23 protein-coding genes and 1 tRNA gene are annotated in these 26,715 nt (G+C 74.1%); 18 read left to right on the plus strand and 6 right to left on the minus strand.

All coding sequences use genetic code 11. The features are described from left to right. Positions 1–96: 96 nt before the first annotated feature. On the minus strand, positions 97–672 hold the full coding sequence (locus ACFWIS_RS18410; protein WP_380457162.1) for a 5-formyltetrahydrofolate cyclo-ligase: 576 nt from the start codon (positions 670–672) through the stop codon (positions 97–99). A 60-nt stretch (positions 673–732) separates the two neighbouring features. On the opposite strand from ACFWIS_RS18410, the gene ACFWIS_RS18415 reads away from it, so the two are divergent. The 10 genes from ACFWIS_RS18415 to ACFWIS_RS18460 all read left to right on the plus strand — a co-directional run bounded on the left by ACFWIS_RS18415 (position 733) and on the right by ACFWIS_RS18460 (position 10,350). Beyond that, entirely contained in the window at positions 733–1,629 is an 897-nt protein-coding gene (locus tag ACFWIS_RS18415; protein ID WP_380457164.1) for a GGDEF domain-containing protein, read from the plus strand. A gap of 51 nt (positions 1,630–1,680) precedes the next feature. Continuing rightward, on the plus strand, positions 1,681–2,601 hold the full coding sequence (galU, locus tag ACFWIS_RS18420) for a UTP--glucose-1-phosphate uridylyltransferase GalU (protein ID WP_380457165.1): 921 nt from the start codon (positions 1,681–1,683) through the stop codon (positions 2,599–2,601). A 79-nt stretch (positions 2,602–2,680) separates the two neighbouring features. Beyond that, positions 2,681–4,042, plus strand: a complete 1,362-nt coding sequence (glp, locus tag ACFWIS_RS18425; RefSeq protein ID WP_380457167.1) for a gephyrin-like molybdotransferase Glp — start codon at positions 2,681–2,683, stop codon at positions 4,040–4,042. A gap of 116 nt (positions 4,043–4,158) precedes the next feature. Beyond that, positions 4,159–4,659 carry a cyclic pyranopterin monophosphate synthase MoaC gene (gene moaC, locus ACFWIS_RS18430; protein ID WP_380457169.1) on the plus strand — a complete coding sequence of 167 codons (501 nt, stop codon included), beginning with the start codon at positions 4,159–4,161 and terminating at the stop codon, positions 4,657–4,659. Beyond that, the gene (locus ACFWIS_RS18435) at positions 4,656–5,189 is read left to right on the plus strand and encodes a molybdenum cofactor biosynthesis protein B (RefSeq protein WP_380457171.1); all 534 of its coding nucleotides are present in this window, start codon (positions 4,656–4,658) and stop codon (positions 5,187–5,189) included. The genes moaC and ACFWIS_RS18435 overlap by 4 nt, the downstream gene beginning before the upstream one ends. 38 nt (positions 5,190–5,227) lie before the next feature. Beyond that, on the plus strand, positions 5,228–5,812 hold the full coding sequence (locus tag ACFWIS_RS18440) for a GNAT family N-acetyltransferase (RefSeq protein ID WP_380457173.1): 585 nt from the start codon (positions 5,228–5,230) through the stop codon (positions 5,810–5,812). A gap of 150 nt (positions 5,813–5,962) precedes the next feature. Then, the gene (gene glpR, locus ACFWIS_RS18445; RefSeq protein ID WP_380457175.1) at positions 5,963–6,976 is read left to right on the plus strand and encodes a gephyrin-like molybdotransferase receptor GlpR; all 1,014 of its coding nucleotides are present in this window, start codon (positions 5,963–5,965) and stop codon (positions 6,974–6,976) included. Positions 6,977–7,048: 72 nt separating this feature from the next. Further along, positions 7,049–7,122, plus strand: a tRNA-Ala gene (locus ACFWIS_RS18450). 244 nt (positions 7,123–7,366) lie between these two features. Next, positions 7,367–8,701 carry a glycosyltransferase 87 family protein gene (locus tag ACFWIS_RS18455; protein ID WP_380457177.1) on the plus strand — a complete coding sequence of 445 codons (1,335 nt, stop codon included), beginning with the start codon at positions 7,367–7,369 and terminating at the stop codon, positions 8,699–8,701. A 26-nt stretch (positions 8,702–8,727) separates the two neighbouring features. Continuing rightward, positions 8,728–10,350 (plus strand): DUF2079 domain-containing protein, encoded by a 1,623-nt coding sequence (locus ACFWIS_RS18460; protein ID WP_380457179.1) that lies wholly within the window; start codon positions 8,728–8,730, stop codon positions 10,348–10,350. Here the strand turns inward: ACFWIS_RS18460 and ACFWIS_RS18465 are convergent. The 3 genes from ACFWIS_RS18465 to ACFWIS_RS18475 all read right to left on the minus strand — a co-directional run bounded on the left by ACFWIS_RS18465 (position 10,340) and on the right by ACFWIS_RS18475 (position 13,032). Continuing rightward, entirely contained in the window at positions 10,340–10,774 is a 435-nt protein-coding gene (locus tag ACFWIS_RS18465; RefSeq protein WP_380457181.1) for a universal stress protein, read from the minus strand. The genes ACFWIS_RS18460 and ACFWIS_RS18465 overlap by 11 nt on opposite strands. A gap of 66 nt (positions 10,775–10,840) precedes the next feature. Further along, entirely contained in the window at positions 10,841–11,707 is an 867-nt protein-coding gene (locus tag ACFWIS_RS18470) for a peptidase (protein ID WP_380457183.1), read from the minus strand. A 2-nt stretch (positions 11,708–11,709) separates the two neighbouring features. Then, the gene (locus tag ACFWIS_RS18475) at positions 11,710–13,032 is read right to left on the minus strand and encodes a VWA domain-containing protein (RefSeq protein WP_380457184.1); all 1,323 of its coding nucleotides are present in this window, start codon (positions 13,030–13,032) and stop codon (positions 11,710–11,712) included. A gap of 173 nt (positions 13,033–13,205) precedes the next feature. Between ACFWIS_RS18475 and ACFWIS_RS18480 the strand changes: the two genes are divergently transcribed. From ACFWIS_RS18480 to ACFWIS_RS18505, 6 genes are all read left to right on the plus strand, one after another. After that, a complete protein-coding gene (locus ACFWIS_RS18480; RefSeq protein ID WP_380457254.1) occupies positions 13,206–14,051 on the plus strand; it encodes an ATP-binding cassette domain-containing protein in 846 nt (281 codons plus the stop codon). Next, positions 14,048–14,731, plus strand: coding sequence for an ABC transporter (locus ACFWIS_RS18485; protein WP_380457186.1), 684 nt, complete (start codon positions 14,048–14,050; stop codon positions 14,729–14,731). The genes ACFWIS_RS18480 and ACFWIS_RS18485 overlap by 4 nt, the downstream gene beginning before the upstream one ends. Before the next feature lie 169 nt (positions 14,732–14,900). After that, positions 14,901–16,232, plus strand: coding sequence for an FtsW/RodA/SpoVE family cell cycle protein (locus ACFWIS_RS18490; RefSeq protein WP_380457188.1), 1,332 nt, complete (start codon positions 14,901–14,903; stop codon positions 16,230–16,232). Next, the gene (locus ACFWIS_RS18495) at positions 16,232–17,782 is read left to right on the plus strand and encodes a penicillin-binding transpeptidase domain-containing protein (RefSeq protein WP_380457190.1); all 1,551 of its coding nucleotides are present in this window, start codon (positions 16,232–16,234) and stop codon (positions 17,780–17,782) included. Before ACFWIS_RS18490 ends, ACFWIS_RS18495 begins: the two co-directional genes overlap by 1 nt. An 85-nt stretch (positions 17,783–17,867) precedes the next feature. After that, positions 17,868–19,520, plus strand: a complete 1,653-nt coding sequence (locus ACFWIS_RS18500; RefSeq protein WP_380457192.1) for an amino acid permease — start codon at positions 17,868–17,870, stop codon at positions 19,518–19,520. A gap of 139 nt (positions 19,521–19,659) precedes the next feature. Next, complete coding sequence (locus ACFWIS_RS18505) at positions 19,660–21,069, plus strand: glycosyltransferase 87 family protein (RefSeq protein ID WP_380457194.1); 1,410 nt, start codon at positions 19,660–19,662, stop codon at positions 21,067–21,069. 123 nt (positions 21,070–21,192) lie between these two features. Here ACFWIS_RS18505 and ACFWIS_RS18510 read toward each other — a convergent pair whose 3' ends face one another. Together ACFWIS_RS18510 and ACFWIS_RS18515 are read right to left on the minus strand one after the other, a co-directional pair. Next, positions 21,193–22,953 carry a penicillin-binding transpeptidase domain-containing protein gene (locus tag ACFWIS_RS18510; protein ID WP_380457196.1) on the minus strand — a complete coding sequence of 587 codons (1,761 nt, stop codon included), beginning with the start codon at positions 22,951–22,953 and terminating at the stop codon, positions 21,193–21,195. A gap of 199 nt (positions 22,954–23,152) precedes the next feature. After that, positions 23,153–24,949, minus strand: a complete 1,797-nt coding sequence (locus tag ACFWIS_RS18515; protein ID WP_380457198.1) for a dolichyl-phosphate-mannose--protein mannosyltransferase — start codon at positions 24,947–24,949, stop codon at positions 23,153–23,155. Between the two features lie 96 nt (positions 24,950–25,045). On the opposite strand from ACFWIS_RS18515, the gene rsmI reads away from it, so the two are divergent. Both rsmI and ACFWIS_RS18525 read left to right on the plus strand, forming a co-directional pair. Next, complete coding sequence (gene rsmI, locus ACFWIS_RS18520; RefSeq protein ID WP_380457200.1) at positions 25,046–25,915, plus strand: 16S rRNA (cytidine(1402)-2'-O)-methyltransferase; 870 nt, start codon at positions 25,046–25,048, stop codon at positions 25,913–25,915. Between the two features lie 235 nt (positions 25,916–26,150). Further along, positions 26,151–26,576 (plus strand): hypothetical protein, encoded by a 426-nt coding sequence (locus ACFWIS_RS18525; protein WP_380457202.1) that lies wholly within the window; start codon positions 26,151–26,153, stop codon positions 26,574–26,576. Positions 26,577–26,715 lie beyond the last annotated feature (139 nt).

A 26,715-nucleotide genomic window follows, 5' to 3' on the forward strand; every position in this document is an offset into this window, starting at 1 on the left:
GGCTGCCCCCCCTACCTCCTGCCCCCGGGCGCCCCCCCCCCCCCCGGGGGGCGGGCCGCCGTCGTCGGTTCGGCCGAGCCTCCGGCCCGAGCGCCCTCAGCCGAGCGCCCGCACCCCCGAGGGCGTGACCGCCAGGTCCACCGGCAGGTCGTGCGGCTCGGCCGGCACCCGCTCCAGCAGCTCGTGCTCGTACAGCAGCACGGCCAGCACCGGCCGCACCCCGGCCCGCTCCAGCCGGGCCAGCACCCGGTCGTAACTGCCGCCGCCGCGGCCCAGCCGCCGCCCGCCCCGGTCCACCGCCAGGCCCGGCAGCAGCACCATCGAGGCCCCCGTGACGGCGGCCGGCCCGAGCCGCGGCCCGATCGGCTCCAGCAGCCCGCGCCCGGCCGGGGCCAGCGTCCCGGGCCCCGCGTACTCGGCCCAGTCCAGGTCGTTGTCGGGCAGCAGCACCGGCAGCAGCACCCGCACGCCGTCCTCCCGCAGCGCGTCCAGCAGCGGCCTGGTCCCGGGCTCCGTGCCCACCGAGACGTAGGCGGCCACCGTGCTGCCGCGCGCCGCCAGCTCCCAGGCGTGCCCGGCCAGCGCGTCCGCCGCCTCCGCGCGCCCCTCGGCGGTCAGTGCGCGGCGCTGCGTCAACAGCCGTGTCCTCAGGTCGCTCTTCTCGTTGTGCACCGGATCCTCCGCGTCCGAAAACCGTGACGCGCAGAGCCTGACACGCGAAAGGGCCCCCGATTGTCCACCCCGTTGCTGGTCCAGGCCCTGGCCGCGCTCAGCGCCCCCGCACTGGCCGGGGCCACCGTGCTCGGACTGCGCGGTCGCCGGGAACGGGCCGAGGCGGCCGAGGACCGGGAGCGGCTCACCGGGCGGATCGGTGAGCTGGAGGAGCGCTGCGCAGAACTGGAGCGCACCGCCTCCTGCGACCCGCTCACCGGGGTCTGGAACTACCGCCACCTGCAGCTCACCCTGGACCGGGAGATCGAACGGGCCCGCCGCGCCGAGCACACCGACCAGGCCGACGGCCCGCGCCCGCTGGCCGTCCTGCTGCTGGAGATCGCCGGCTTCGACGCCGTCACCGCCGAGCTCGGCCGCGCCCGCGGCAACGCGGTGCTGCGCGACCTCGCCCAGCGGCTCGCGATGGAGATCCGCCGCGCGGACACCCTGGGCCGCTACGGCGGCGAGGAGTTCCTGGTGGTGCTGCCGGACACCGGGGCCGACGGCGCCGTGCAGGTCGCCGAGCGGCTGGTCTGGTCGGTCCGCCGGCACCTGCTGCTCGACTGGTCCTCCGGCACCCGGGCGCCCCGCCCGGCCCGGGGCAACGGCCTGACCGCCGCCGTCGGCATCGCCGTGCTGCCCGAGGACGGCACCCACGCCGCCGTCCTGCTGCGCTCCGCCGACGCGGCGCTGGCCGCGGCGCGGGCGTCCGGCGGCGACTGCTGGCGGATCGCGCCCCGGCCCGGCCGGCCCCGTGAGCAGCCCGCTTCCGCGCCGCAGCCCGCCCCGGCTGCCGAACGTGACCGTTCGGAAAAGCCGGGTAGTGTGTCGGCCTGTACCGGAGGGGGCCCCTCGGCCCAGCCGGTCGCTTCCCATCCGCCCGCCACCGTGGCCGTGCCCCGCGACGTGCTGTCCTAGCCGTCCGAACGCGCTCGGCCGGGCGAAAACGTGCCTGAGTAAGGTAAACGCATGACGACGACCACTCCCCGAATTCCGGTGACCAAGGCCGTGGTGCCCGCGGCCGGACTGGGCACCCGCTTCCTCCCGGCGACCAAGGCGACGCCGAAGGAGATGCTGCCCGTCGTGGACAAGCCGGCCATCCAGTACGTCGTCGAGGAGGCCTCGTCCGCGGGCCTGTCCGACATACTGATGGTCACCGGCCGTAACAAGCGCGCGCTGGAGGACCACTTCGACCGCGCCTACGAGCTGGAGGAGCTGCTCGTCCGCAAGGGCGACGAGGACCGGCTGCGCCGGGTCCGCGAGTCCGTCGAGCTGGCCAACATGCACTACGTCCGCCAGGGCGACCCCAAGGGCCTCGGCCACGCCGTCTCCGTCGCGGAGCAGCACGTCGCCGGCCAGCCCTTCGCCGTCCTGCTCGGCGACGACCTGATCGACCCCCGCGACCCGCTGCTCGCCCGCATGATCGAGGTGCAGCAGGAGCTCGGCGGCTCGGTCGTCGCCCTCATGGAGGTCGACCCCTCCCAGATCCACCTCTACGGCTGCGCCGCCGTCAAGGCCAACGGCTTCGGCGAGGACGTCTTCCAGGTGACCGACCTGGTCGAGAAGCCCGAGCCGGGCGAGGCCCCCTCCAACTACGCCGTCATCGGCCGCTACGTCCTCGACCCGCTGGTCTTCGACGTGTTGCGCGAGACCCCGCCCGGCCGCGGCGGCGAGATCCAGCTCACCGACGCCCTGCGCGAGCTGACCAACCGCGAGGCCGAGGCCGGCGGCCAGGTGCACGGCGTGCTCTTCAAGGGCCGCCGCTACGACACCGGCGACCGCGCCGACTACCTGCGCGCCATCGTCCGACTGGCCTCCGAGCGCGAGGACCTGGGCCCGGAGTTCCGCTCCTGGCTGCGGGAGTTCGTCGCCTCCGAGCTGCAGGACTGACGAGTGCCCGTCTCATGGATCCTTGCCTGATCGGACAAAATCCATGGGACAGGCCCACGACACAGAGAGCGAGCCGCCGATGACCGGGTCCACGGAGCACAGCACCACCCCCGCAGCCTGCTGCGACGGGTCCGCGGACCGGGCACCGGCGGCTCCTCGCTTCTGGACGGTGGACGAGCACCGGGCCGACGTGCTGGCCGCCGTCGGCCCGCTGCCCGCCATCGAGCTCCAGCTGCTCGACGCCCAGGGCTGCCGGCTGGAGGAGGACGTGGTCGCCGACGGCGACCTGCCGCCCTTCGACAACAGCTCGATGGACGGCTACGCCGTCCGCACCGCCGACACCCGGGGAGCCACCGAGACCTACCCCTCGGTGCTCACCGTGGTCGGCGACATCGCCGCCGGCGCGGGCGAACTGCCGAAGGTCGGCCCCGGCCAGGCCGCCCGGATCATGACCGGCGCCCCGCTGCCGCCCGGTGCCCAGGCCGTCGCCCCGGTCGAGTGGACCGACGGCGGCACCGGCACCGGGGTCGCCGCCGCCGCGATGACCGCGCCGGTGGCGGACGAGGAGGTCCGGGTGCTGCGCCCGGTCGCCGAGGGCGCGCACATCCGCCGGGCCGGCAGCGACGTCGCGGCCGGCACCCTGGTCCTGGCGGCCGGCACCCGGCTCGGTCCCGCCCAGCTCGGCCTGCTGGCCGCGATCGGCCGGGCCACCGTGAAGGTCCGCCCGCGCCCGCGGGTGGTGGTGCTCTCCACCGGCAGCGAGCTGGTCCAGCCCGGCGAGCCGATCGGGCCCGGCCAGATCGCCGACTCCAACAGCTTCACCCTCACCGCGGCCGCCCAGGAGGCCGGCGCCATCGCCTACCGGGTCGGCGCCGTCCCCGACGACGCCGACCGGCTGCGCGCCGTCCTGGAGGAGCAGCTCGGCCGGGCCGACCTGATCGTCACCAGCGGCGGGGTCAGCGTCGGCGCGTACGACGTGGTCAAGGAGGTCTTCGAGTCCTACGGGGGCGTGGCCCGCGGCGGAGCCGCCCGTGTCGAGTTCCGCAAGCTGCGGATGCAGCCCGGCAAGCCGCAGGGCTTCGGCCGGATCGGCGCCGGCGCCGGGGTGCCGCTGCTCGCCCTGCCGGGCAATCCGGTGAGCGCCTACATCTCCTTCGAACTCTTCGTCCGCCCGGTGATCCGCACCATGCTGGGCGCGGCCGACGTCCACCGCCCGGTGGTGCGCGCGCTCTGCCCGTCCGCGCTGCGCTCCCCGGCCGGGCGACGGCAGTTCCTGCGCGGCCGCCACTCGGCCGCGGACGGCACGGTCGAGCCGGTGGGCGGCGCCGACTCCCACCTGGTCGGCGCGCTGGCCCGGGCGAACTGCCTGATCACCGTCCCCGAGGAGGTCACCGAGCTGCCGGCCGGCAGCGAGGTCGACGTGGTCCTGCTGGACGCCTGAGCAATCGGCGCACCGCCGACCGTCGGCGGCGGGTCAAGAGCGCCCGGAGGCGAGCGGGCGGGTGACCGAGCGGTACGGTAGCGCGGTATTCGACCTGCGCGCCCCTGGAGTTACCCGTGACGACACCGAACCCCGGCGACCGCCTCACCCACGTCGACGAGCAGGGCGCGGCCCGGATGGTCGACGTCTCAGAGAAGGCCACCACCGCGCGCACCGCCGTCGCGGCCGGGCGGGTCAAGGTCTCCCCGAAGGTCGTGGAACTGCTGCGCGGCGAGGGCGTGCCCAAGGGCGACGCCCTCGCGGTGGCCCGGATCGCCGGGATCATGGGCGCCAAGCGGACCCCGGACCTGATCCCGCTCTGCCACCCGATCGCCGTCTCCGGCGTCAAGGTCGACCTCGCCGTCGTGGACGACGCGGTCGAGATCACCGCCACCGTGAAGACCGCGGACCGCACCGGCGTCGAGATGGAGGCGCTGACCTCGGTGACGGTCGCCGCGCTGACCGTGATCGACATGGTCAAGGCGGTCGACAAGGGTGCGAGCATCGAGTCCGTCCGGGTGCTCAGCAAGACCGGCGGCAAGAGCGGCGACTGGTTCGCGCCGGAGGCCGGCGCATGACGGCGCAGCGCATGACGGCGCTCGCCGTCACCGTCTCCAACCGGGCCTCGGCCGGGGTGTACGAGGACAAGGGCGGCCCGCTGCTGGTGGCGGGCCTGACCGCGATGGGCTTCACCGCCGACGGCCCCCGGGTCGTCCCGGACGGCGAGCCGGTCGAGACCGTCCTGCGCGAGGCCGTCGCCGCCGGGTACGACGTGGTGCTGACCACCGGCGGCACCGGCATCTCGCCGATGGACCTCACCCCCGAGATGACCGCCCGGGTGATCGACCGGCAGATCCCCGGCATCCCCGAGGCCATTCGCGCCCACGGCCGCGACAAGGTGCCGACCGCGGCGCTCTCCCGCGGGCTCGCCGGGCTCGCCGGACGTACCCTGATCGTCAACCTGCCGGGCTCGACCGGCGGCGTCAAGGACGGCCTGGCCGTGCTGGAGCCGCTGCTCGCCCACGCCGTCGACCAGCTCGGCGGCGGGGACCACCCCCGGCCCGACGCACCAGCTTCCGGGGCCCCAGCATCTAGGAGAGCGCACTGAACGCCGGCTGGCCGGTAGAGCTCCACGAGGGGGAGGTCGTGCTGCGCCCGATCCGGGCGCGCGACCAGCGCGACTGGCAGGAGGTGAGCCGGCGCAACCGGGACTGGCTGCGCCGCTGGGAGGCCACCGTGCCGCCCGGCCCGCCGGGCCAGGCGGCCGGGCCCCGGCCGACCTACCGGCAGATGGTCCGGTTCCTGCGCGGGGAGGCCTCGGCCGGCCGGATGCTGCCCTTCGTGGTGCTCTACAAGGGCCAGCTGGTCGGTCAGTTGACCGTCGGCGGGATCACCTGGGGCTCGATGTGCTCGGCCAACGTCGGCTACTGGATCGACGAGGCGGTGGCCGGCCGGGGCATCATGCCGACGGCCGTGGCGCTCGCGGTGGACTACTGCTTCCACACCCTCGGACTGCACCGGATCGAGGTCTGCATCCGCCCGGAGAACGGGCCGAGCCGACGGGTGGTGGAAAAGCTCGACTTCCGCTCGGAGGGAATCCGCCCGCGCTATCTCCACATCGACGGGGACTGGCGGGACCACTTGGTCTACGTCCTGACCGCCGAGGAGGTCCCGGAGGGGATGCTGGAGCGCTGGCGGGCGATCAGTTCCGGGCGCGAGCCACGTAATTGAATATATGTTCGAAAAGAATATCGATATGGCATCGACGCGGTGGCGGACCGTCACAAACGCCGGCAAAATAGTCGGAGAATCAGCTTGATCACACGACACGCCGCGTCAAATTGCTGCCAGGCCTTCCCCGGCGCCCGTACGGTGTGAATCGTGAGCAGTAGCGGCCTTATCTACGCCGTCATCGTAGGGGCCTGGGCCGCCTATCTGGTGCCGATGTGGCTCCGCAGGCAGGACGAACTCAACGAGGCGCGCCCGACGGAACGCTTCAGCACCGCCATCCGCCTGCTGGCCGGGCGTTCGGCGCTGGAGCGACGGGCAGCCCGGGCCCTGGGCGACGAACCGCGTGACGACGAGCACAGCAACGACGGCCCTCCCGAACGGGACGGGGCCGCCCCCGGCGATCCCGTGGCGCGGGAGCCCGAACCCCCGGCGGGACCCCCGGCGGAGCGCCCGGCCGAACGGCCGGCCCCGGTGCGGCAGGGCAGCGGGGAGCGCCGGGCGCGGCTGCTGGCCCGCCGGCGCCGGATGGTCACCGTCCTCTTCCTGGCGTTCGCGCTCGGCGCGGTGGTCGCCGCGGTGGCCGGCCTCGCCTTCCTCTGGGTCCCGGCCGTCCCGGCACTCCTCCTCACCTTCTACATCGGCCACCTGCGCAAGCTGGAGCGCGAGCGGTACGAGGTGAAGCTGGACCGCAACCGGGCCGCCCAGGCGGCCGAGCGGCTGCGCCAGCGCGAGCGGCAGCGGGCCGAGGCCCCGGTGGACGACCGGCCGACGGTCGAGGCCCCCGCCCCGGTGGAGCCGGCCCCGTCCGCGCCCGCCGGGCACCGGCCCGGCCGGGCGCACCTGCGGCTGGCCGCCGATCCCGAGCAGGTCACCGTCGCGGTGCCGTCCGCCTCCGCGGTGGCCGAGGCGACCGAGCACGAGGAGTGGGTCGACGGCATGCGCGAGCGCGGTGCGGCCGGCCCGGACTCCTGGGAGCCGGTGCCCGTTCCGCTGCCGACCTACGTCACCGCGCCGGTCGCGCCCAGGGTGTCCCGCGGCCTCGACCTGTCGGCCCCCGGCACCTGGACCGCCGGTCGCCCCACCGAGTCCCGCAGCACCCCGCTGTTCGACCAGTACGCCGAAGCCCCGGCTCCGGAGTCCCGCCCCCGCGCCGCCAACGAATGAGGTGGGTGACCACCCCCGACCAGGGGGGTGGTCACGGACCCCCTCCGAAAGGTGCTAGAGTTTCTTCTCGTTGGGGCTGTGGCGCAGTCCGGTAGCGCACCTCGTTCGCATCGAGGGGGTCAGGGGTTCGAATCCCCTCAGCTCCACCCAACGGACCGGTTCCGACCGGTCCACCAAGTCCCGCCGGGAGTCAACTCCCGGCGGGACTTCGCGTTTTGCGGCTCGCAAGGCCGGGCGGCGAGGCCCGTGACCGAGGTCACACCGCTCTCACCAGGGCGGAATCTGACGTGCTTTGGGACTCGGGGGAGTCTCGGAGGGGTCGGTTATGGTGGGTGGGCCCAGACGCTGACGAGGGAACGATCTGGTCTATCTCGACGGGGTGCCATCGCGGTGCGCGAGTTCGGTCTGAAACGTTGGACGCGGCAAGCGGACCCGGAGGGGCCCGACGGCCGCCCGGCGAACGGAAGACCGAACTCCTGGACCATCGCGGCGGCCTGTGTCGCGGTGCTGTCGGTGGCGGCCTTCGTCGTCCAGCGGCACCTGCACGGCGCCACCATGGTCGACATGCTCGTCTACCGGGCCGAGGGCCAGGCCGTCGTCAACGGCGACGACCTGTACGCGATGCGGCTGCCCGGCTGGGACCTGCCGGCCACCTACCCGCCGTTCGCCGCGATGCTGTTCGTACCGAGCACCTGGTTCGACGTGAGCACCCTGCGCGTCCTGGTGATGCTCGGCAACTACGCGCTGCTCGGCCTGGCGGTGTTCCTGTCGCTCAAGCTGGCCGGCTGGCCCGCCCGGCGGCACCGGACGGCGCTCACCGTGCTCGGGACCGGCCTCGCGGTCTGGCTGGAGCCGGTCTACACCACCTTCCAGTACGGCCAGGTCAACCTCGGCATCCTCTGCCTGGTGCTGTGGGACCTCACCCGCCCCGACCGCAGCCGGGCCAAGGGCGTGGGCATCGGCCTGGCGACCGCGATCAAGATCACCCCGGGGCTGTTCGCCGTCTACCTGTTCCTGACCGGCCGGATCCGGGCCGCCCTGGTCTCCATGGGCACCTTCCTGGCGGCCGGGCTGATCGGCTGGATCCTGCTGCCGGACGGCTCGTACGGGTTCTGGACCCAGTACCTGTGGGACCCGAGCCGGGTCGGCGTCACCGTGCTGGTGGACAACCAGTCGCTGCGCGGGGCCGTCTGCCGGCTGCTCGACGTCAACGACCCCGGGCTGGTCGGGCTGATCGCCTCCGCGCTGGTCGCCACGCTCGGGCTCGGGGTGGCCGTGCTCGCCGGGCGCTCCGTCCGGGTGCTGCGCCGGGCCGACGCCTGGGGCGGGGTCTGCGCCGCGTTCACCGCGCTGCTGGTCTCGCCGATCAGCTGGACCCACCACTGGGTCTGGTGCATCCCGCTGATCGCCCTGCTGGTCGCCGAGGCCCGCAGCACCGGCCGCCGGGTGCTGCTCGGGGTGACGCTGCTGGTGTTCCTCTCCCACGTGATGTGGCTGGTGCCGCACCGCTGGGGCCGCGGGGTCACCTGGAACTGGCAGCTGCCCGGATCGATCTACCCGCCGCTGGCCATCGCCGTCCTGCTCGTCATCGGGGTGCGGCTCTACCGGGCCCGGCGGCAGGCGGTCGACGCCTCGGCCGGCGCCTGGGAGCTGCTCGGCGCCAAGCTCGACCACGAGCCCGGCCACGAGCCCGAACGTGACCCCGCCCTGACCAATCGGTCCTGACGGACCAGAGACGGACCAGAGCCGACGTGACCACCCAGACCGCGATCCCGCCGACGCCCCGGGCCGTCGTACCCGCTGCCGCCCGCAGGGCCGCGACCGTCCTGGGCACGCCCGCCCGGCGCACCCTGCTGCTCAGCCTGCTGTGCTTCGCGGTGATGTGCGCCATCGGCATGCAGGGCTGGGCCTCCGTCTCGCTCGGCGGCTTCGACCTCGGCATCTTCGACCAGGGCATACGCGGCTACGCCCACTTCGGGCTGCCGGTCTCCACGCTGAAGTCCTACCACCACGAGTTCCCGCCCGGGTTCTCGCTACTCGGTGACCACTTCTCCCCGGTGCTGGCGCTGCTCGCGCCGCTGTACTGGATCTGGGACGACCCGCGCTCGCTGATCGTCGGACAGGCGCTGCTGTTCGCCCTCGGGGTGCCGCTGATCCGGCGGATCGCCGCGCACTCCTTCACCGCCGCCGAGCCGCGCACCGCCCGCCGGGCCGCCGACCTGGCCGGACTGGCCTACGCGCTCGGCTGGCCGCTGCTGGTCGCCTCCCGGGTCGGCTTCCACGAGGTGGCCTTCGCCGTCCCGCTGACCCTGCTGATGCTGGAGCGCGGGCTGGCCCGCCGCTACGGCACGGTGCTGCTCGCCGCGGTGCTGCTGTGCTGCACCAAGGAGGACCTGGGCCTGCTGGTCGGCGCGTACGGGCTGGTGCTGCTGCTGCGCACCCGGCGCACCGCGGACCGCGCCGGGCGCTTCACCGGGATCTGCCTGCTGCTGGGCGGGCCGGTCGCCGCCGCGGTGGCGATCAAGTGGCTGATCCCGGCGATGGGCGGGGAGCCGGGCTACTACTGGAACTACGACACCCTCGGCAAGGACGGCGGCCAGGCGGTCACCAACCTGCTGCACGACCCGTTCCTGCTGGTGCAGACCGCCTTCGACCAGCCGTTGAAGCCGCTGCTGCTGCTCTGGCTGTTCGGCACCCTGTTCCTGCTGCCGCTGCGCTCCGCCACCGTGCTGTGCATGCTGCCGCTGCTGGCCGAGCGGATCCTCTCCAGCAACCCCAACCACTGGTCGATCGCCCGGCACTACGACTCGATGCTCTGGCCCGTCCTGCTCACCGCCACCCTCGAGGTGCTGGGGCGGCTGAGCAGCGCCGATCGGCCCGAGCGCACCCGGCGGCGGGCCCGGCTGCTGGGCCTGGGCGCGGTCGGGGTGGCGCTGGTGGCGGCGGTGCCGATCGGGCTGCTGCAGCTGGCGGTGCCGTCCTCCTGGGAGCCCAGGGCGAGCGAGGCCGCGCTGGTCCGGGCGGCCGCGCTGATCCCGGACGGCGCCTCGGTGGAGGCCGACAACCAGATCGCGCCGCGGCTGACCGCCCGGACCGACGTGGTGCTGGTGGACGGCACGCCGCGGGGCCGCGACTACGTGCTGACCCGCTCCGACAAGCGGTCCTTCCCGTTCAAGACGGACAAGGAACAGGCCGAGCGGATCCAGCTGCTGCTGGCGCACGGCTACCGGCAGATCTGGGCCCAGGACGGGGTGGTGCTGCTGCACCGGGAGGGCGACCAGCCGGTGCCCGGCGAGCACGTGCCGGGGCCGGGCAGCAAGCCGGTCCAGGACGAGGTGCCGTCCGACGTGGGGCACAACCTGTTCAAGGGCTGAGCCCGGCCGCGCGCACGATGACCACCGGGCAGGGCGCGTGGCACAGGCAGTACTGGGCGACGGTGCCCAGCGGGGCGTCCGGCGGGGTGCCGTGGCCGCGGTTGCCGAGGACCAGCAGGGCTGCGCCGGTGGCAGCGGTGACCAGGGCGGGGCCCGGTGGCCCGGCCGTGAGGCGGCGGCACAGGGGGCCGGCGCAGTCGGCCGCCGTCTCGGCGAGGATCTCGGCGGCGCGGCGCTCCGGCTCGAAGCCGTCCAGGGCGGGCGGGACGAGACCGTGCTCGCCGAACAGGCAGGGGAAGTCCCAGACCGCCACCGCCTCCAGCGGGCCGCCGGTGAGGCCGGCCAGCCGGGCCGCCCACCGGGCGGCGGCGCGGGCGGGGGCGGAGCCGTCCACGCCGACCACGATCCGGCCGCGCGGCTGCATGCTTCGAGCGTAGACATGCCGGAGGGCCGGCCGGAAGGTGTCCGGTCGGCCCTCGGGCGGGCGGGGTTACGGGCGCTCGGCGTAGTGGTCGTGCTGGTGCGAGCCCTGGGGCGGGACGGCGCCGTGGTGGCCGGGGCGTCGGCCGCGCGGGTGGCGGGTCAGGTGGTAGCCGAGGACGCCGGCCAGGGCGGCCAGGAAGCCGCCGCCGACGGTCCAGTACCAGCGGCTGTTCCAGCCGGAGAACCAGCCGGTGTACCAGTGCTCCTTCTCCGCGACCGGGGCCGCGGCCTTGGCCGTGCCGGCGCCGCCGCCGGCCGGCGGGACCAGGGGGGCCTTGAGCTCGCCGCCCTCGGGCTGGGCGTTGTCGGCGTTGCCCTTGGCGGCGACGTGCAGTTGGGCGGTGGCGGCCAGGCCGAGGTCGGGCTGCGGGGCGTCGGTGACCGACAGCCGGACGTAGTAGGTGCCGGGCAGCGGGTCGCCGGACCACGGCTCGGCCCAGGTGCGGACCTCGCGCAGGGTGCAGTTCAGCGCCACGCTGGTGGCGCTCTGGTCGCCGGTGGCGTTCTGGGTGCCGGCGGTGCAGGCCTGGCGGCGGCGCAGCCCGTCGAAGACCTCGACGCTCCAGGTCTGCGGGCCGTGCCGGTCGGCGGCCGGGGCCAGGTTGACGGTCAGGCTGACCGTCGGGGTCTGGCCCTCGGAGGCACCGAACGCCCAGTACAGGTAGTCGCCGGTGGAGGCGGCGACGTCGGCGTCCTGGCCGGGGGAGAGGTTGACCGCCGTCAGGAAGGAGGTGCCGGCCTTGGTGACCGGGGCCGGGGTGCCGCTCGCGGTCGCCGTGGGGGACGGCGAGGCGGCGGAGGCGGCCGGGGTGCCCAGCGCGAGGGCGGGCAGCAGGGCGAGGGCGGCGAGGGCGCCGCGGATCGTCGTACGCATGATCAGTTCTCCCGCCAGACGGCGATCCGCCAGCGCGCGATCCAGCCGGAGACCAGGCCGAAGACCAGGCCGGCCAGGGTGAGGGTGAGCAGCAGGATCCAGCCGCGGCCGAGGCCCATCGCGGCGCCCTCGGGGGCGGGCGAGGCGGAGGCGAGGTCCACGGTCAGCTCCAGCGGCATGCCGGGGTCGGCCTGGACGCCGGACTGGGGGGCCAGCGAGTTGCTGACGACCAGGCAGACGGCGGTGTCCGGCTTGTCCTTGGCCGACGCGGTCGGGCTCGCGGTGACGTAGCCCTTGGAGTCGGCGGTGGACCATCGCAGGCCGGTGGAGATGACGTCGATGCGGTTGCTGCCGGCGTCGGTGCCGCGGACCAGCTCCTGGCCGGTGGCGCTGGTGGCCTGGAGCAGGACGCCGTAGTCCCGGGCCACCGCGCGGTCGAGGCTCACGCTGACCGAGGCGCGCAGCTCCTGGCCGGCCTTGACCGGGACCTTGTAGACGCGGTGCTCGGAGAACTTCTCCCGGTCGCTGTAGACGCCGGGGGTGAGCACCGGGGCGCTCTCGCACTTGTCGGTGCCGACGGTCTTGACCGGGTTGACGGTGTAGGTGTCGTTGGAGCGGTCGACCAGTTGCTTCACCTTGTCGGTGAGCTGCTGCGGGGTGCGGACGTCGGTGTAGGTGCCGCCGGTCGCGTTGGCGATGCAGAGCAGCTGCTGGCGGGTCTTGTCGTCGTGGGCCAGGCCGAGGGTGTCGACCACCAGGTGGATGCCCTGGGCGGCGAGCTCGCGGGCCACGTCGCACGGGTCGGGCGGGGTGCAGGTGTCCTCGCCGTCGGTGATCAGCACGATCCGGCGGGTGGCGTCGCCCTTGCCGAGGTCCTGGGCCGCGCCGCGCAGGGCCAGGCCCATCGGGGTCCAGCCGGTGGGGCGCAGGGTGGCGACCGCGGTCTTGGCCTCCACCTTGTTGGTCTTGCCGACCGGGAAGAGCTGCTTGGTGTCCTGGCAGCCGACGTTCTTGTCGTTGCCGGGGTAGGTGGCGCCGAGGGTGCGGATGCCGAACTCGGTCTCCGCGGGCAGGGCGTCGATCACCTCGTTCAGCGACTGCTGGGCCACCGAGATGCGGCTCTTGCCCTGGATGTCGGCGATGTTCATGGAGCCGCTGACGTCCAGGATCAGATCGACCTTGGGGGCCTCCTTCGGTGCGGATGAGGCGCCGGCTGAGGGTTCGTCGGCTTGGGCGGGCAGGCCGAGGAGCAGCGAGGCGCCCGTTATCGCCAGGGCGGCCAGCAGGCTGCCGAGCCTGGTTTTCGGTCGTCGTCCGGTATTCACCCGGCCGATCCTAGGGATCATCAGTTCGTCAAGGCCAAACGGGACCGGGCGGTGCCCCCACCTGCCCCGGCGTGAACTCCGGCGCGTGGCCGGGGGATTGCGCGTCGCGATGCTCACGGCGGCCTTACCCGCGGTGGATAGCCTTCGGGGGACCGGATGGAGGCGGGGTGCGGATGGAGCTGGCCGGGGTCGGCAAGCGGTACGGGCGGGGCGGGCGGTGGATCCTGCGGGACGTCCGGCTGGCCGTCGGGCCGGGGGAGCTGGTGCGGATCGCCGGGGCGAACGGGAGCGGCAAGTCGACCTTGCTGCGGCTGGCGGCCGGGATCGAGCGGCCGAGCACCGGCCGGGTGGTACGGCCCGGGGCCGCGGCGTACGTGCCGGAGCGCTTCCCGCCGGCGCTGCCCTTCGACGCCGCGTCGTACCTGCTGCGGGTGGGCCGGGTGCACGGGCTGTCGGCGGAGGCGGCGCGGCGGCGCTCCGGGGAGTGGCTGGACCGGTTCGGCATCGCGGACCGGGCGGGCACCCCGCTGAGCCGGCTGTCCAAGGGCACCTGCCAGAAGGTCGCGGTGGCGCAGGCGCTGATCGCCGAGGCCCGGGTGCTGCTGCTGGACGAGGCCTGGACCGGGCTCGACCCGCAGGCCCGGGCGGTGCTGGACGACGCGGCCGCCGAGCGGGCGGCGGCGGGCGGCACGGTGCTGTTCGTGGACCACGACCCGGCCCGGCTGGCCGGGCGGACCAGCGCGGCGTACCGGGTCGGCCCGGACGGCGGCCTGCAACCGGCCGAGGAGCCGGTGGCGGTGGACCGGGGCGGGCCGGTGATGGAGATCGAGCTGGACCTCCCGAACGGCGCCCCGCTGCCGGAGCGGCTGCCCGGCGGGCCGGAGCCGACCCCGCTGGACGGGACGGCGGTGCGGCTGGTGGTGCCGGCCGCGCACTCGGACGCGCTGCTGCGCGCCCTGCTGGTGAGCCGTCCTGCGGTGCGGGTGCTGGCGGTGCGTCGTCGGGAGGTGGCGCGGTGAGGCAGGTCGGGGCGCTGACCCGGTACCACCTGGAGCTGCTGGCGCGTTCGCACGCCTGGCTGCCGCCGTTCCTGGCGTTCGCGCTGGTGCTGGTGATCGGGGTGACGCCGGGGGACCCGCTGCTGGGCGGGCTGGGCTTCGGCGCGGGGCTGCTGGTGCCGGTGAGCGCCTGGTTCGTGCGCAGCGCGCTGACCGCGGAGCCGCCGGCCTCGCGGGCCTGCCTGGTCGCGGCGGCGGGCCCGGCGCGGGTGCACCTGGGGGCGCTGCTGGCGGCGCTGACGGCGGCTCTGCTGCTGGCGGTGGGGGAGGTGGCGGCGCTGTGGTGGACCAGCGGGGCGGTGGCGAACCCGGGGGCAGGGCAGGACCCGGGCGTCGGCCGGGCGCTGCCGGCCGGGCTGGCGACCTCGGTGGTGTGCGCGCTGCTGGGGGTGCTGGCCGGGGCGCTGGGCAACCGCCCGGTGCTGGTCCGCTCGCCGTACGGCATCCTGGCGGCGCTCGGGCTGGCCGCGGCGGCGCTGGTGGTGCCGCTCTCGCCGGCCAACGCGGCGGTGCGCGGGCTGGTGGCGGCGGCCCGGACCGGGCGGCTCGCCGTGCCCTGGGGCGAACTGCTGCTCTCGGTCGTCCTGGCGGCCGCGGTCGGGGCCGGGGTGGCGGCGCTGGCCGGGCGGCGGCCGGAGTGAGGGCCCGGCGGGGGCGGAAGCGGCAATGGCGGACACACCGTGACGAACAGCCGATACACGGGGACAACGCTCGTTAGGGTGACGAACCGGGGCGCCGGTGCCCGGACCCGGTCGGCCCCTTCGACTCCCGCCTCCCCTCCCAGGACGGTCCGTGGCGACACCCTCCGCCGTGACGAGATCCGCCGCCCGGCCCGCCCGGCCGGTGCCCACCAGGCGCACCACCGAGCTGGTGCTGGTGCTGACCGCCGTCCTGGCCGCTGTGTTCGGCTACGTCGAGGTCGGCGTCGACCTGGACGGCGAGGCGCCCGCCGACGCCGCCCAGTACGGGGCCGCGCTCGGCGTGCTGGCCCTGGCGGCGCACGGCGTGATCCGGTGGCGGGCCCGGTACGCGGACCCGCTGCTGCTGCCGATCGCGGTGCTGCTCAACGGGATCGGGCTGGTGGTGATCTACCGCCTCGACCGGGCCACCCCGGGCCGGGAGGCCGCCTCCACCCAGCTGCTCTGGTCGGCCCTGGGGGTGGCGCTGTTCACCGCCGTGGTGCTGCTGGTGCGCGACCACCGGCGGCTGCGCCGCTACGCCCACGTCGGGGCGCTGCTGGCGCTGGTCCTGCTGGTGGTGCCGATCCTGTTCCCTCCGGTGTACGGCTCCCGGATCTGGATCGTCGTCGGGCCGCTGTCCTTCCAGCCGGGGGAGTTCGCCAAGATCCTGCTGGCCGTCTTCTTCGCGGCCTACCTGGCGGTGCACCGGGACGCGCTGGCGCTCACCGGCCGCCGGGTCTGGCGCTGGCAGCTGCCGCGCGGGCGGGTGCTCGGGCCGGTGCTGATGATCTGGGCGGCCTTCGTCGGGGTGCTGGTGCTGGAGACCGACCTCGGGACGGCCCTGCTGTACTTCGGCCTGTTCGTGGTGATGCTCTACGTGGCCACCGCGCGCACCGGCTGGATCGCGATCGGGCTGGGGCTGGCGGCGGTCGGCGCGGTGACGGTGGGCTGGCTCTCGCCGCACGTGCACAGCCGGGTGGTGGACTGGCTGGACCCGCTGGGCTCGATCACGGCCGGCCGGGGCGCCAACCAGATCGCCCAGTCGCTGTTCGCCTTCGCCTGGGGCGGTGAGCTGGGTACCGGGCTGGGCAACGGGCACTCGGTGCTGATCGGTTTCGCCGCCAAGTCGGACTTCATCCTCGCCACCATCGGCGAGGAGCTCGGCCTGACCGGGCTGACCGCGGTGTTCCTGCTGTACGCGGTGCTGGTCTCGCGCGGCTTCCGGACCGGCATCGCGCTGCGCGACCCGTTCGGGCGGCTGCTGGCGATCGGGCTGGCGGCGATCGTCGGGCTGCAGGTGTTCGTGGTGGCGGGCGGGGTGCTCGCGCTGATCCCGCTGACCGGGATGACCATGCCGTTCATCGCCCAGGGCGGCTCCTCGGTGGTCACCAACTGGATCATCGTGGCGCTGCTGGTGCGGATGAGCGACGACGCCCGGCGGCCCGTTCCCGAGGGGGTGTGATGGCCCGGAACCGGCCCGGAGGAGTCCGGCCAGGGGGCCGGCCCGGAGGGGTCCGGCCCGGCGGCAACGGCCCGCAGGGGCTGCCCGGGATCTCGGTCACCGGCCGACGGGCGGCCACCTTCTGCCTGCTGCTGGTCGGGGCGCTGTGCGTGCAGGCCACCCGGGTGCAGGTGTTCGAGGCCGACGGACTGGACCGCAACCAGGCCAACCAGCGGCTCACCGTCGAGCGGTACGCCCAGCCGCGCGGCGACATCCTGGTCGGCGGCCAGGCGGTGACCGGCTCCCGTCCGACCGGCGGCCGGTACGCGTACAAGCGCGACTACGCCGACGGCCCGACCTACGCCGCCGTCACCGGCTTCGCCTCCCAGGCGTACGGCAACAGCCAGTTGGAGGGCACCGAGGACGACCTGCTGACCGGCACCGACGGGCGGCTGAGCGGCTGGTCGCTCTGGGACGCGGTCTCCCGCCGGCGCAACCCCGGCGGGGACGTGTACACCACGATCGACCGGGCGGCCCAGCAGGCCGCGATGCGCGGGCTCGGCGACCAGAAGGGCGCGGTGGCCGCGATCGAGCCAGCCACCGGGCGGATCCTGGCGCTGGCCAGCACCCCCTCGTACGACCCGGGCTCCTTCGCCGGGTCCGCCGGCGCCGACCAGCGGGCCTGGAACCGGCTGCAGGACGACACCGACCAGCCGATGCTCAACCGGGCGCTGCGCCAGACCTACCCGCCGGGCTCGACCTTCAAGGTGGTCACCGCGGCCGCGGCGCTGTCGGCCGGGGTGGTCACCGACCCGGACGCGCCCACCGCCGCGCCCTTCCCGTACGTGCTGCCCGGGACGACCACGCCGCTGGTCAACGACAGCGCGGCCTGCGACCGGCCGGGGCTCTCGCTGGACACGGCGATGACCGTCAGCTGCAACAGCGTGCTGGGCTACCTGGGGGTGCGGAGCGGGCTGTCCGAGCTGGTGGCGACGGCCGAGGGCTTCGGCTTCAACGACCCGAGGCTGGACGTGCCGGTGCGCCCGGCCCGCTCCAACGTGGACACCGCGATGGACCCGTCCCAGTTGGCGCTCTCCTCGATCGGGCAGTTCGACACCGCGGCCACCCCGCTGGTGATGGCGATGGTCGCGGCCGGGATCGCCAACGACGGGACGGTGATGCGGCCGCAGCTGGTGGACCGGCTGACCGGGAGCGACGGCACCGAGGTGGAGCGGATGAAGCCGGCCGTGTACCGGCGGGCGCTGACCCCGGTGGTGGCCGGGCAGGTGCGGCGGCTGATGACCGACGTGGTGGAGAAGGGCACCGGCGGCAACGCCCGGATCGACGGGGCGGTGGTCGGCGGCAAGACCGGCACCGCCCAGCACGGGGTGGACAACAGCGGGACGCCGTACGCCTGGTTCATCGCCTGGGCCAAGCCGGCCGGTTCGGACGCGGTGCCGCCGGTGGCGGTGGCCGTGGTGGTCGCGGACAGTGACGCCACGGATGTGACCGGTGGCGCGCTGGCCGCTCCGATCGCCCGGTCGGTGCTGCGGGCGGTGCTCGGCCGTTGAGGCCAATCGGACGGGCTGAGCTGGACGTTTCCGCCGGAACAGCGGGAGGTTCGACGGGTGCGAAGTGTCCGGTTTGTTATGTCTGATGTGCCGATTCGTACAATGCGCTGATCGGTATTGTTTGTTTGCGACACTGGTGTCTTCGCGGGGTACTGTCCCATGTTTGTTCGGTTGGTCCCCGAAGGCACCCTCCGGTGCCACAGGTGACCGGCCCCTAGGACACCCTCCCCCGCCTAGAAGGACCGCCGTTTTGGCCAGCAACACCCTTGGTGCACGTCTGCTGCGACGCAAGCCCGTCTCGACCCTGATCGCGGAGAGTGAGGGCCACGGCCTCCCAGCCGGCGCCCCCGAGGAGGGCGGACGCTCCGGCATCCACCTGCGCCGCTCGATCGGCCTCTGGCAGCTGTCCGCGATCGGCATCGGCGCCACCATCGGCACCGGCATCTTCTTCGTGCTCAGCACCGCGGTGCCGGACGCCGGGCCGGCCGTCATCCTGTCCTTCGTGATCGCCGCCGTCACCGCCGGGCTCACCGCGCTCTGCTACGCCGAGATGGCCTCCGCGATCCCGGTCTCCGGCTCCTCGTACTCCTACGCGTACGCCACCCTCGGCGAGGGCGTCGCCTTCGGCGTCGGCATCTGCCTGCTGATGGAGTACGGCGTCTCCGCCTCCGCGATCGCGGTCAGCTGGGCCGAGTACCTGAACAAGTTCCTCGACCTGGCCTTCGGGGTCAAGATCCCCGAGCGGCTGTCCGGCGCGCCGGACGCCACCCACTGGTTCAACCTGCCGGCGCTGCTGCTGGTCGCGATGATCTGCTTCCTGCTGGTCCGCGGCGTCAGCGAGTCGGTGAAGGTCAACGCGGCCATGGTCGGGATCAAGATCGTCATCCTGCTGCTGTTCGTCGGCATCGCGCTCACCGGCTTCCGCTCCGGCAACCTGACCCCGTTCATGCCGCTGGGCATCGGCGGCGTGCAGATGGCCGCCTCCAGCATCTTCTTCTCCTTCATCGGCCTGGACGCGGTGTCCACCGCCGGGGAGGAGGTCAAGAACCCGCGCCGCACCATGCCGATGGCGATCATCATCTCGCTGGTCGTGGTGACCCTGCTCTACATCCTGGTCGCCCTGGCCGGCATCGGCGCCCAGCCCTGGCAGGACTTCAAGGGCCAGGAGGCCGGGCTCGCCCAGATCCTGCAGGACATCACCGGCCAGAGCTGGCCCGCGATGCTCTTCGCGGTCGGCGCGATCATCTCGATCTTCAGCGTCACCCTGGTGGTGATCTACGGCCAGACCCGCATCCTGTACTCGATGGGCCGCGACGGCATGCTGCCCAAGCGCTTCGCCGAACTCTCCCCGCGCACCGGAACCCCGGTCTGGAACACCCTGGTGGTCGGGGTCGGCGTGGGTGCCCTGGCCGCGTTCATCCCGCTGAACGTGCTCGCCGACATCACCAGCCTGGGCACCCTGATCGCCTTCTCGGTGGTCTCGATCGGCGTGATCGTCCTGCGCCGCACCCAGCCCGACCTGCCGCGCGGCTTCAAGGTCCCCGGCTACCCGGTCATCCCGCTGATCAGCATCGGCTTCTGCGTCTACCTGATCACCGGCCTGCACGCCGACACCTTCCGGGCCGGGGCGATCGCCCTCGGCGTCGCCGTGGTCGTCTACTTCGGCTACAGCATCAAGCACTCCCGGCTGGAGCGGGTCGGACAGCAGGGCGTCCCGGCCGACACCAACGCCGGCTGACCGGACGGCCGACCGGCCGTTACCCAATCGTGAAGGGCCGCCGCCCGGTACGACACCCGGCGGCCCTACGCGCGTAGCGTGCCGAACGGGGCCCGAGGCGATGGCGACAGGGCCCGGTTGGCCGCCATAACCTTCCACCATGGTGAGCACCCGCACGCCCGGCTTCTCCCGCCCGCGCGGCCGCTTCACCGGCCGCGCCAGAACGCCGGCCCCGACCATCAGCACCGAACTTCCGGCCAGACCCGGGCCACCGGCGGGGGTCGCCACGCCCCGCCCGTTCCCCCGGCAGCGTGGTGAGAGCACCTTCCCGCCCACGCTCGATCGGTGGAATCCCGCCCGGCTCGCCTCGCTGCGCTGGGTGCAGCTGCTCGGCTGTCTGATCGCGGCCGGCTGGGCCGCGGCCTTCCCGCTCGTCTCCGACCTGGCCAACCAGCGGCTGTGGGGTCTCGTCGCGGCCCCCGCCTACGTGGTGGCCGGGCTGCTCTGCCTCACCCTGCCGCGCCGCTTCGCGGCCGAGGCCGCCGCCGTGGTCGCCCTGCTCGGGGCCGTCCTGGCGCCGCTCGGACTGCTCGCCGTCACCGGGCGCCACCAGTCCGAGGTCATGGTGGTCGAACGCTCGGCCCACCTGCTGCTCACCACCGGTGACGTCTACCTCCCGCACCCGGTGGTGGTCACCGACTACAACCCATACCTCCCGGCGATGTCCCTGTTCGGACTGCCCCGCCAGCTGCTCGGCGGCTCCACCGCGTTCGCCCGGGTCGCCGGGGACGCCCGGATCTGGTTCGCCCTCACCTTCGTCGTCTGTCTGCTGGCCGCCTGGCGGCTGCTGCGGCCCTCCAGGGACCGCGCCCCGCTGCTGCCGCTGGCCGTCCTCACCGCCTCGCCGCTGATAGCGCTCGCCCTGGTGGTCGGCGGGGTCGACCTGCCGCTGATCGGGGTCTGCTGCCTGGCCATGGCGCTCGCCGAGCGGGACCGCACGGTCGCCGCCGGACTGGTGCTCGCCCTCGCCTGCAGCCTCAAGTGGACCGCCTGGCCGGCCCTGCCGGTGGCTGTCCTGCTGCTGTGGCGGCTGTACGGCCGCCGGCCCGCCGCCCGCACCGCGCTGATCGGGGTCGGGGTGAGCGCGGCGGTGCTGCTGCCGTCCGTGCTGACCCAGCCGCAGGCGCTGCGCGACCAGGTGGTGCGCTTCCCGCTAGGGATGACCGCGATCCGCACCCCGGCCGGCAGCCCGCTGCCCGGCAAGGTGCTGGCCGGCTTCGGGCCGACCGGGCACACCGTCTCGCTGGCGCTGATGACCATGGCCCTGGTCGGGGTGGCGATCTGGCTGCTGGCCCGGCCGCCGGTCTCCGCGATCGCCGCCGCCGACCTGCTGGCCGCCGGGCTCGCGATCGCCTTCACGCTCGCCCCGGCCGGGCGGTTCGGGTACCTGGCGCTGCCGGCCGTGCTGGTGATCTGGCCCCGGCTGGCCGCCCGGCGCTGGAGCAGCCGCCGCCCGGCGCCGCCGAGGCCCGCGCCGGACGCGCCGGAACCGGCCCTGCCGAGGGGCTGAGCCGGGCCGGGGGCTGAGCCGGGCCGAGGACGCGGGGAGCCCGCTCCGCCGGGGCGGCGGAACGGGCTCCGTCGTTCGCCCGCCCGCCTCTTCGGGGCGCTCGGGGCGATGGGTGTACCCGGGCTACTTGTTGCCGGTCTTGAGCAGCGAGGCGACCGCCGGGCCCGCCGCGTCGACGCCGTGGCCGCCGCCCTGGACCTCGGCGGCGACCGCCAGGTTGCCGCGGAAGGCGGTGAACCAGCTGTTGGTGGTGGAGGCGCCCTGGACCTCGGCGGAGCCGGTCTTGGCGCCCGCGTTGTCGGTGATCCCGGCCATCACCTGGCTGGCCGTGCCGCCGACGGCGGTGGCGTTCATCATCGCGCGCAGCTTGGCGGCGACGTCCGGCGAGATCTGCCGGGCCGCCTGCTGCTGCGGCAGGCCGGCGACCAGGACGGGCTGCTTGAACCCGCCGCTCTGGACGGTCGCCGTGATCGAGGCGATGGCCAGCGGGTTCATCTGGACCTTGCCCTGGCCGATGTAGTTCATCGCCTGCTCGTCCTTGCTGCCCGGGGTCGCCGGGATCTTGCCGTCGGCGTTCGGCAGACCGGTCTTCCACTCCAGGCCGATGCCGTACACGTCCTTGGCGGTGCCGGACAGCGTCTCGGGCTTGAGGCTGGTCAGGCCCTGGTTGATGAAGGCGGTGTTGCAGGACACCATGAAGTCCTTCTGGAGCGTGTTGTCCGGGAAGGCACCGGGGAAGTCGTTCGGGATCGCGACCGGGTTGCTGCTCTTCTCCGGGCAGGCCACCGTGGAGTCCGGGGTGAGCCCGGCCTCCAGCAGGGCCGTCGAGGTGACGATCTTCATCGTCGAGCCGGGGGCGAGCAGGCCGGTGAAGGCCCGGTTCTGGCCGGTGGCCGGGGCGTTGGCGAAGGCCAGTACCTGGCCGGTGCTCGGCTCGATGGCGACGATCGAGCCCTGCTTGCCGCCCAGGTCGGTCATCGCCTTCTCGGCGGCGGCCTGGAGGGTGTTGTCGATGGTCACCTTGAACGGCTGGCCGGGCTTGGGTTCGACGATGGTGAACAGCTTGTCCGCGGCGGTCTTGCCGGACGGGTCGGTGATCACCACCGCGCTGCCCGCGTCCTTGTCCTTGTTCGGGTCCGGCGGCAGCAGCTTGTGGGCGTTGTCCTGCAGAGTGGCCATCAGCGCGGGGGTGAGCGAGGCGCCCTGCAGCGGCTTGCCGTTGCGGTCCACCACGGTGGACGGCGGGGCGAAGACCTGCTGGGTGGCGATGGTCTCGTTGCCGGACAGGTGGGGGTGGATCACCGAGGGGGCCCAGTGCACGGCCGGGGTGTTGTCGCTCATCTTCACGACGCCGAGGAAGCCGTTGTAGTCCCAGACCCGGCTGGTGCCCTCGAACTCGGCGCGGGCCTTGAAGCCCATCAGCACGCCGGTGGGCCCGGTGGCGGCGGCGGACGGCGAGTCGGTGGCGCCGGGGGTGCCGGTCGCGGACGGGGTGGCCGGGGCCGCGCCGCCGGGCTTGGCCGGGGCCGGGGTGCCGGTGGCCGAGGCGAAGGCCTGCGGGGTGGCCGGACCGGCCGGAGCGAGGGTCAGCGCGCTCGGCTTCACCTGGTCCTTGAAGGCGGTGAGCGCGGTGGTGGCCGCCGCCGGGTCGTCCGTCAGCGAGGCCGCCTTGGCGATGTCGCCGGAGGCCCAGGCCGCCAGGAAGTCCTTCGCACCGGCCGCGGCCTGATCGGCCGAGGGCGGTTCGGCCACCACCGTGCGGGGCTTCTTGTCGCCGGAGGACCCGGAGTCCGAGCCCATCAGGCTGTAGGCCCCGTAGCCGCCGCCCGCGAGGACGGCGATGGACACGCCGGTGATGATGCCGATCTTCGCGCCACTGCGCATGGTGCTGAGCCCCCAGGGGTATCGCGGCCGGGCGCAACCGGCGGGGCCGGAAACGCGGTACGCCTCCCACCCTAGGCAGGGCCGATCGGTCCGCCGACGAAAGGCCGGGGACTTGTGACGGATCTGGTACGTGTCGTGGACCGGGTACGGACGATTCGCGGGAAGCGTGTGCAGGTGGTCCGCCCACCCGGCCGCGGCCTCAGATCCAGCTGTTGAACCACATCCGGGAGCGCCAGTCCTGCAGCGGGATGGTCTGGCCGGTGAACAGCGGGAAGAAGTACAGGAAGTTCCAGACGATCAGCAGCACCAGCAGCCCGGCCGCCGCCGACCCGATGATCCGGCGGTCCCGGGAGGCGCCGGGCGGCCCGATCAGGGCACCGATCAGCATCGTCACGGCGAGCACCAGGAACGGGACGAACACCACCGCGTAGAAGAGGAAGATCGTCCGCTGCTGGTAGAGGAACCACGGCAGGTAGCCGGCGGCCAGGCCGCACAGCAGCGCGCCGGCCCGCCAGTCCCGGCGGAACGCCCACCGCCACAGGCAGTAGACCAGCGCCAGCACGCCCGTCCACCACAGCAGCGGGGTGCCGATGCCCAGCACCTCGCGGGCGCAGTCGGCGACGGTGCAGCCGTTCTGGCCGAGCTTGGGGGACTCGTAGTAGAAGGAGACCGGGCGGCCCAGCACCAGCCAGGACCACGGGTTGGACTGGTAGGTGTGCGGATCGGTCAGGTGGGTGTGGAACTCGTAGACCGTCGAGTGGTAGTGCCACAGGGCGCGCAGGCCCTCGGGTATCCACGGGTAGTCGGTGGTGCGGCCGACCGCCCAGTCCCGGCCCCAGCCGCCCCGGCCGGGCGCGTTGCTGCTGGCGAACCAGCCCCACCAGGAGGCCAGGTAGACGGCCACCGAGACCACGACGACCGACACGAAGGCGGGCACCACGTCCCGGGCCAGCACCGCCAGGTACGGCCGCGGGGCGCCGGCCAGCCGGCGGGCGCCGACGTCCCAGAGCACCGTCAGCACGCCGAAGGCCGCCGCGACGTACAGGCCGCTCCACTTGGTGGCGCAGGTCAGGCCGACGCAGACGCCGGCCGCGATCCGGTACGGGCGCCAGCCCAGGTTGAGCCGCTGGGCCAGCAGCGGGTCCTCCACCCCGCCCAGCCGGGCGGCCAGCCGGGCCCGGGTGCGGTCGCGGTCCAGCAGCAGGAAGCCGAAGGCGGCGAGCATCCAGAACATCACCACCAGGTCGAGCAGCGCCGTCCGGCTGAGCACCAGGTGCAGGCCGTCCACCGAGAGCAGCAGGCCGGCCACGCAGCCCAGCAGGGTGGAGCGGAACATCCGGCGGGCGATCCGGGCCAGCATCAGCACCGACAGGGTGCCGAGCAGGGCCACCGAGAACCGCCAGCCGAAGGGGTGCATGCCGAACAGCTGCTCGCCGGCGCCGATGATCCACTTGCCGACCGGCGGGTGCACCACGTACGACGCCATCGGGCGGTAGGGGACGGTCGCGCCCGGCGTCATGAGCGTCGTGTTGGCGTCCTCCGGCCAGTTGATCTCGTAGCCGCCGTGCCAGAGCGCGTAGGCGTCCTTGGCGTAGTACGTCTCGTCGAAGATGATCGCGTTCGGCTGGCCGAGGTCGGTGAACCGCAGCAGTCCGGCGAAGACCGCCACCGCGATCGGGCCCAGCCAGCCGGACCAGCGGCACAGGAAGTACCAGAGGTCCTGCGGCAGCCGCAGGCCCAGGCGCAGCAGCAGCGGGGACTGCGGGACGTCCGGCGGCGTCACCCGGGGGCCGTCCGGCATCGGCGGCACCAGGCGTTCGGTGAGGGTGCCGGCCGGGCGGGGGTGGTAGCCGAACCCGGCCAGGCGCTGCCGCCAGTCCAGCGGTGATCCGGTTGATCCGGGTGAGCGGGGGGACGGCAGGCCGGCACCGCCCTGCGCGGAGTGGTCCGTACCAGTGGGCGCCTGCGCCGCCGTGTCGCCGTTCATCCGCCACATCGTAGGGGCGCTCCTCGTACGTGTGAGCGGTCCCTCGCAAGCTGCCCGAATCGTCACCAAAAGCCCCGGCGGCGCGGAACTGCAAGGATGGGGCCCGTGACAGGAGTACTCGTTCTCGCAGGCACCCCCATCGGCGACGTCTCGGACGCCCCGCCCCGGCTGGTCACCGAACTGGCCACGGCCGACGTGATCGCGGCCGAGGACACCCGGCGGCTGCGCCGGCTCACCCAGGCGCTCGGGGTGACACCGGCGGGGCGGGTCGTCTCCTACTTCGAGGGCAACGAGGTCGGCCGCACCCCCGAGCTGGTCGAGGCGCTGCTCGGCGGCGCCCGGGTGCTGCTGGTCACCGACGCCGGGATGCCCTCGGTCTCCGACCCCGGCTACCGGCTGGTGGCGGCGGCCGTCGAGGCGGAGGTGAAGGTCACCGCGGTGCCCGGGCCGTCCGCCGTGCTCACCGCGCTCGCGCTGTCCGGCCTGCCGGTCGACCGCTTCACCTTCGAGGGCTTCCTGCCGCGCAAGACCGGCGACCGGGCCCGGCAGCTGGCCTCGGTCGCCGCCGAGCCGCGCACCATGGTCTTCTTCGAGGCCCCGCACCGGATCGCCGACGCGCTGGCCGCGATGGCCGAGGCCTTCGGACCGGAGCGGCCGGCCGCGGTGTGCCGGGAGCTCACCAAGACCTACGAGGAGGTCAAGCGCGGGCCGATCGGCGAGCTGGCGGCCTGGGCGGCGGACGGCGTCAAGGGCGAGATCACCGTCGTGGTCGCGGGCGCCCCGCCGGCCGCGCCCCAGGAGCTGACCCCGGCCGAGCTGGCCCGGCTGGTGGCCGTCCGGGAGGAGGCCGGGGAGCGGCGCAAGGAGGCCATCGCGGCGGTCGCGGTCGAACTGTCCGTGCCCAAGCGGGACGTCTTCGACGCGGTGGTGGCGGCCAAGAAGGACGCTTCCGGCGAGGCTCTGAAAAAGGGGTGAATTCCGGGGGTTGCGTGGCGGGCGGGGAGTCGTACCTTGGAGTGAAGGCCCGGCTAAACGCCCGCTGAGCTGAAGGTTCGGCCGCGTTCACGTGGCCCCGGGAGGCCTTTCGTATAGGACTCCCCAACCCGCATCCAAGTCTTCACAAGAAGGGCGTCGGGCGGAGCGGTCCGGGCATTTGCTGGAATGGAAAGACCCAGCCGGGCGAGCGCCCGACGGGCACTGGGAGACGGCTATGAGCGACACGATCGGTAGCCCCCGCAGTGGCAACGCGCTGAGCGCCCCCGGCCTGGCGGGGCGGGCGCACACTCCCGTCGAGACCGTACGGGAGGCCTACTCCTTCGCCTGCCTCCGCTGCGGGTACGGCTGGGAGCAGGCGTACGACATCGAGCACCACACGGCCAAGGACGGCCACACCGTGTTCGAGTACCACGCCAACGGCGTCCGGGTGCCGTCCCCGTTGCTCAAGCCGACCTGCCCGGGCTGCGGTGGCCACACCGTCCGGATCATGCGCGAGGGCCGGGTGGCCTCCGCCGACCAGCCCTGGCAGCACGCTCCCGGCTACCCGGCGCACGCCGAGCCGGCCGGGGCGCCCCCGGTGTCCGAACCCACCCGGCCGCGCGGACGCTGGGCCCGGTTCTGGTCGCGGCTGCTGGGCTGACCGCCGGCCCGGGGAGCGCAGCCGGGGCCGCCCGCCGCGAGCAGTGCGGCGGGCGGCCCCGGTTCGTCCGGGGGTCGTGCGGGCGCCCCCGGTTCGTCCGGGGGTCGTGCGGGCGCCCCCGGGTTATTCGGTTCAAGGG

This window comes from Kitasatospora sp. NPDC127060, from assembly GCF_042724935.1.
GTDB lineage: Bacteria > Actinomycetota > Actinomycetes > Streptomycetales > Streptomycetaceae > Kitasatospora.